Origin of the sequence: Actinoallomurus acaciae (assembly GCF_042429965.1) — a bacterium.
Taxonomy (GTDB): domain Bacteria; phylum Actinomycetota; class Actinomycetes; order Streptosporangiales; family Streptosporangiaceae; genus Actinoallomurus; species Actinoallomurus acaciae.
Genome location: NZ_JBHLZP010000541.1, coordinates 1 through 5,281, shown reverse-complemented (window position 1 = coordinate 5,281; position 5,281 = coordinate 1). Strand labels below are relative to the sequence as shown.

Below are 5,281 nucleotides of genomic sequence, written 5' to 3'. Positions count from 1 at the left end.
GAGTCCGGCGGCGGCGAGCACCGGCATGAGCGGCCACCACGCGGCGGACGGCGCCACGTGCCACGTCGTCCCGGTGCAGGGGCGGCACAGCAGCCGGTCGTTGAGCGCGTGCAGCTCCATCCGGACGCCCTCGGGATGCCAGCCGAGGCCGCCCTCGGTGCGGCTGGACGCCCGCAGCCGCTGGAGCGGCCCGCCGAACCGCGTGTACGCCTCGATCACCCACGGGACGGAACCGGCCACCGATCCGGCGACCACCGCCGCCAGTGCGATGCGGCGCCGCCTCGGCGCGAACGCGATCGCGCCGAGCAGCGGGAGCACGAGCCACACCGCGTCACCCGGCCGCATGAGCGCGACGAACGCCAGGCTCAGCGCTAGCCAGACCGGCGCGAGCCGGTTGGTCCCGCGGATCGTGTGCGCGAACCAGCCGACGGCCGCCACCGCCCCGTACGCGACGTAGACGTTGGGCATCACCTCGTTGCCGTAGAACTGCGACACCCAGAGGACGGCGAGCAGCAGCGCGGCCAGCGCCACGGTGACCGGCCGTAGCAGGCGGGTCCAGGGCCAGTACGCGAGGACGAGCCCGGCCGAGGACAGCGCGGTCATGTAGAGGCGCAGCCCGGTCAGCGAGGAGGTCAGCCCGACGACCGGGGCGACCAGCAGGGTGATGCCGCGGGCCCGCGGAGCGCTGAAGAACGCGGTCGGCACGTGCGGGCTGACCTGACTGACGTACACGGTCTCGTCCCAGCCGAGCTCGATGCGCGTGGTGACGGCCACGACCTGCGCGGCCGCGTACAACGCCGCGACCAGGATCAAGGGGAGGCCGGGGTGGGTCAGGTGCCTGCCGTACCGGTCACGGGGGTTCACCCTACAGATTGTAGGGTCGCCGCCATTTCCGTGTATCCGGTGGGTCAAGGCCCGGCGTGTCCACGGGGCCGTCCGAGATGACGGACCACCTCGGCGGCCGCACCCGTCACGCGGCGTGGCGCGGGTCCTCCGAGCGTCGGCACGACCGCGACACGCCACGGTACGCGGGTGAATCGGCGCGTTCACCCCGCGCTGACCAACCGGTCCCTACAGTGGCCTCGACGATCATTGGCCGGGGACACCGGCCCGCGACTCATCGAGGCGGAACACCATGCTCAGCGATCATCTGGCCGTCGCACCCGGACTGCACACCGCAGCCGTGGCATGCGCCAAGGCGGACCCGGTGCTGTTCGCGGCCCTGCTCGGCTGGGCGTGGTGGGCCGCACGGCGGGAGCGGGCATCGGTCATGGCCGCCGCGCTGTGGGCGCCCATCGGCGCCCTGGCCGCGGTGGCGGCGAACGAGCCGATCGAGCGGATGCCCACCGTGAAGTGGACCGCCTTCCACGGCCTGGTCGTGCACTCCTCGGACCTGCCGGCGCCGAGCGACCACGCCGCCCTCGCGGCGGCGACGGCCGCCGGCCTGTTCCTGGCGGGCCGCAGATTCGGCCTGGCGGCGGCCGGCGCCTGGCTGCTCATGGCCGTCGCGCTCACCCTTGCCGGAGCCGCGCCGGACGACATCGCCGGCGGCACGGTCGTCGGCGTCACCGTGACGCTGATCGGTTACGTGCTGTTCGAGGGCCCGATGAAACGCGCCGTGGTCTGGCTCCGCCGCACCCGCCTGCGCTCCTTCACGGGCGAGGGAAAGACCTCCTGACTCGAGAGCCCACCCGGCCGGGTGCCCCATGCGCGGTGCCCGGGAGACGCCGCGTCGTCATCGGTCGCCGCTCAGACCCGGCCGCCTTACGGCACGCCCGCGACGGGTGAGGGCTGTGGGCGGGCTCTGGACGGTGGTCTCTCAGCAGGGAGTGCCGCGGGGGAGCTGGTAGCTGCCGCCGAGGCGGTAGCGGCCGGGGACCGGGGCGTACAGGCGGGTCCAGTCGCCGGCCTCGGTCAGGCAGCCCGGGCCGCCGTCGCGTACGCCGACCCACGGTGACCATGGCACCCGGATCAGCACCCAGCCGCTGGACGGCACGTTGATGTCGAGCTCCCCGTCATCCGCGCGGGCGACCGTGGCGGGCGGGTCGGCCAGCGGCTCGGGGTCGGTCAGCTCGTACACGCGCCAGTTCGCGTCGTGCCAGATCTGCTTCAGCCACGGTTGCCCGGCGGCCACGAGGCGGGCCTCCTCCATGGCCTGCCAGTCGGGCGTGGAGTCCGAGAGCACCACGTAGCGCACGGCCCACTTCCTGAGCCAGGCGTGGTACGTGTCGGGCGTGAGGGTGCCGTCGTAGAAGACCGGGTTGCGGTCGACGTCGGCCTGGCGGTTCCAGCCGCGCGCGAGGTTCACCACCGGGGCGAACTCCGACGACTCCAGGTGGGTGCGCTCGGGCACGACCTCGACCCGGCCGCGGTCGGCGTCGAGGTCGCGCAGCTTCGCCAGCACGCCGGCGGTGTGGCCGTCGGGTGTGCCGGTGTTCACCACGTCGAAGACCGGCCGGATCACCTGGGAGATGACCGTCGCGGCGAACGCCAGGTACAGGATGAGGATCCTGCGTTCCATGGCCGCAGCCAGCATCACCGCGCCGCCGAAGAGCAGCGCGAGCCGGTCCACGTTGCTGCCCACCTGCGACGGGATCAGCCACGTGAGGATGGTGCCGACCGCGTACACCACCGCGCCGACGCGGACGTTGCGCCAGGATTTGGGCGCGTAGAGCGCGAGGGCGACGGCGCTGGCGACCGGGGCCACGACGAGGAACCAGGGGAACGGCTGTACGCCCTTGAACGGGAACAGCAGCGCCGACAGGCCGACGACGAACGGCGGTCCGGCCGCCACGGCGTACGCCGGCCGGCGCCGTCGCGTCAGGAACAGCGCGGCGGCGGCCACCTCGAGGAACAGCCCCGCCACCGGACTCGCCAGCGTCGCCAGCACGCCGAGGGTGATCACGGCGGCGGCCCGCGGCGCGCGCGGCCCGCGCGCGGCGAACACCACCGTGATGGCGGCGAGGCCGAAGAACACGCCGAGGGCGAACGTCACCCGGCCCGACACCGCGTTGCACGACAGTGAGAAGGCGCCCCAGAGCGCGGGCGGCAGCGGCCGGCGGATCGCCGAACGCGTGAGGATCAGCGCGAAGAGGCCGGCCGACAGCGTGCCCGCGAGCACGCCGGTCGTGCGGACGCCCAGCAGGGCCATCAGGTACGGGGAGATCACGCTGTACGAGGCGGGGTGCATGCCGCCGTACCACGCGAAGTCGTAGGCCGAACCCGGATGCCGCAGGGCGAACTCGGCCCACGCGCTCTGGGCGGCGAGGTCGCCGCCGCCCTGCGCGAGGAACAGCGCCCACAGCAGATGCAGGATTCCGGCAATGCTCGAAGCGGCCACGACAGGGTGAAGCAGCCACCGCCGGTGGCGCACCGGTCGTGTCCGTAGCGCGTCGGCGGGGCGCGGCGCCTCCAGTGTGGCGGTCACAGCCCGGCCGCGCTCTCCGCTAGCCCGCGATGGGGCGGCTGGGGAGCGGGGGACATTCGGCCAATGATCAACGATCGCGGCCCCGAGGGCAAATCAAGCGAGTTGTGAAATCGGCTACATCACGCTTACCGCGGAATGAGGCATTGCGTTCCGCCGCCGTACGGGCGCCCAGTTGATCTTGAAGGCGCGGCAACGTAACCGCCAAGCGTGCACCAAGGGAAACCCAAGCGGACGGAAGCCCTGCTCGCGGGATTCGGCGATGATCCTCGTTCGCCTGTCGGGAGATAGGGGGTGGTTGCATACTTTTCGAAGCATTGCCGCGTTTACGCGGGAGGCCCTACGCTTTACCGGCGGTCCTGGTGATGCGCACCTCTCGACGCGACGCCACACGGGGCCTCGGGGCCGGCGACGGGAAAGGCGATTTCGTGACTCAGCTTGTCGTGGAGAGCAACGGTGTTTCGGTGGCTCTGGATCCACGACGTTCCTACCGCGTGGGCCGCGATCCGGGGGCGGACATCGTCGTCTCGGTCGAAGGCGTCTCGCGTTCCCACGCGACGCTGCGCTTCGAAGGCGGCCAATGGATCTTTGAAGACACGGGTAGCGCCAACGGGACGTACGACGGCGGCCGGCGGGTGCAGCGGGTCGCCGTGGCGCCGGGGACCCAGGTGCGGCTCGGCCACCCGGAGCAGGGCGTACTGGTCGCCTTCCGTACCGCGCCCGCGCCGGCGACGCGCTCGGGCTGATCGAGGACGACGTGGCCGTCATCGGCGCCGACCCGACGGACGTCGCCACGCGGGTCGTGGACCGGATGCTGTCGGGCGGCGGGGAGCTCGTCACCCTGATCACCGGGGAGGCGGCCGGCGGCCTCGCCGACGCCGTACGGGAGCACCTGCGCGGGCACCGGCTCGACGTCGAGGTCACCGTGTACGAGGGAGGACAGGAGCGCTACCCGCTGTTCATCGGCGTGGAGTGAGTCCGCCTCCGTGCGGGTGGTTCGGGAACGCCACGGGCCCGGACCCGGTAGAACTGTCGGTACCTGGCTGTCGGACGGCTGGAGGAAGGGTTCCGTGACGACACTCGAGCAGCCACTGGTCAAGGCGGTGGGGGCCAAGGCGGCCAAGAAGCTCGCCGCCCTCGACCTGGAGACCGCCGGTGATCTGCTGCGCCACTATCCCCGGCGCTACGCCCAGCGCGGCGAGCTGACCGACCTCGACAGTCTCGCCGAGGGCGAGTACGTCACGGTCCTGGCCGAGGTCGAGAAGATCCAGGGGCGCAAGATCAGCAAGAGACCCGGATACCTGCTCGAGGTCACCGTCACCGACGGCCGCGGCCTGCTCACCCTCACGTTCTTCGGCAAGGGCGCCTACATACCCGAGCGCGAGCTGCCGCCGGGCACACACGGGCTGTTCGCCGGGAAGGTGACGTTCTTCGGCTCCGGCCGCAACCTCAAGCGGCAGCTCGTCCACCCGGAGTACAAGCCGCTCACCGGCGGCGACCTCGCCGGCGCGGCCCGCGAGTTCGCCGAGGAGCTGATCCCGGTCTACCCGGCGGCCAAGGGGGTGACCTCCTGGCAGATCGCCGACTGCGTGCGCATCGTCCTCGACACCGCCGAACTCGGCGACGACGCCCTGCCCGGGCACGTGCGCGAACGCCACCGGCTCATCGGCCTGTCAGAGGCCTACCAGGGCATCCACCGGCCGCGCGACATGGCCGAGGCGGGCCGGGCGCGCAAGCGGCTCAAGTGGGACGAGGCGTTCGTGCTGCAGACCGCGCTGGCCCAGCGGAGGCGCGCGGCGGCCGAGCTGGCCGCGACACCCCGGCCACCGGCCCCCGAGGGCCTGCTCGCCGCGTTCG

4 protein-coding genes and 2 pseudogenes are annotated in these 5,281 nt (G+C 72.4%); 4 read left to right on the top strand and 2 right to left on the bottom strand.

Annotated features, from left to right (window positions below; genetic code table 11):
- Positions 1–864 (bottom strand): annotated as a pseudogene (locus ACFFNX_RS41280) (hypothetical protein); the annotation flags it as partial.
- Between the two features lie 271 nt (positions 865–1,135).
- Here ACFFNX_RS41280 and ACFFNX_RS41275 point away from each other — a divergent pair.
- Entirely contained in the window at positions 1,136–1,678 is a 543-nt protein-coding gene (locus tag ACFFNX_RS41275; RefSeq protein WP_378211634.1) for a hypothetical protein, read from the top strand.
- A gap of 141 nt (positions 1,679–1,819) precedes the next feature.
- Here ACFFNX_RS41275 and ACFFNX_RS41270 read toward each other — a convergent pair whose 3' ends face one another.
- On the bottom strand, positions 1,820–3,427 hold the full coding sequence (locus tag ACFFNX_RS41270) for a DUF8823 domain-containing protein (RefSeq protein WP_378211633.1): 1,608 nt from the start codon (positions 3,425–3,427) through the stop codon (positions 1,820–1,822).
- A gap of 425 nt (positions 3,428–3,852) precedes the next feature.
- Between ACFFNX_RS41270 and ACFFNX_RS41265 the strand changes: the two genes are divergently transcribed.
- From ACFFNX_RS41265 to ACFFNX_RS41255, 3 genes and pseudogenes are all read left to right on the top strand, one after another.
- A complete protein-coding gene (locus tag ACFFNX_RS41265) occupies positions 3,853–4,170 on the top strand; it encodes an FHA domain-containing protein (protein ID WP_378211632.1) in 318 nt (105 codons plus the stop codon).
- 11 nt (positions 4,171–4,181) lie between these two features.
- On the top strand, positions 4,182–4,400 hold the full coding sequence (locus tag ACFFNX_RS41260; RefSeq protein ID WP_378211631.1) for a hypothetical protein: 219 nt from the start codon (positions 4,182–4,184) through the stop codon (positions 4,398–4,400).
- A gap of 94 nt (positions 4,401–4,494) precedes the next feature.
- Positions 4,495–5,281, top strand: a pseudogene (locus ACFFNX_RS41255) (ATP-dependent DNA helicase RecG); the annotation flags it as partial.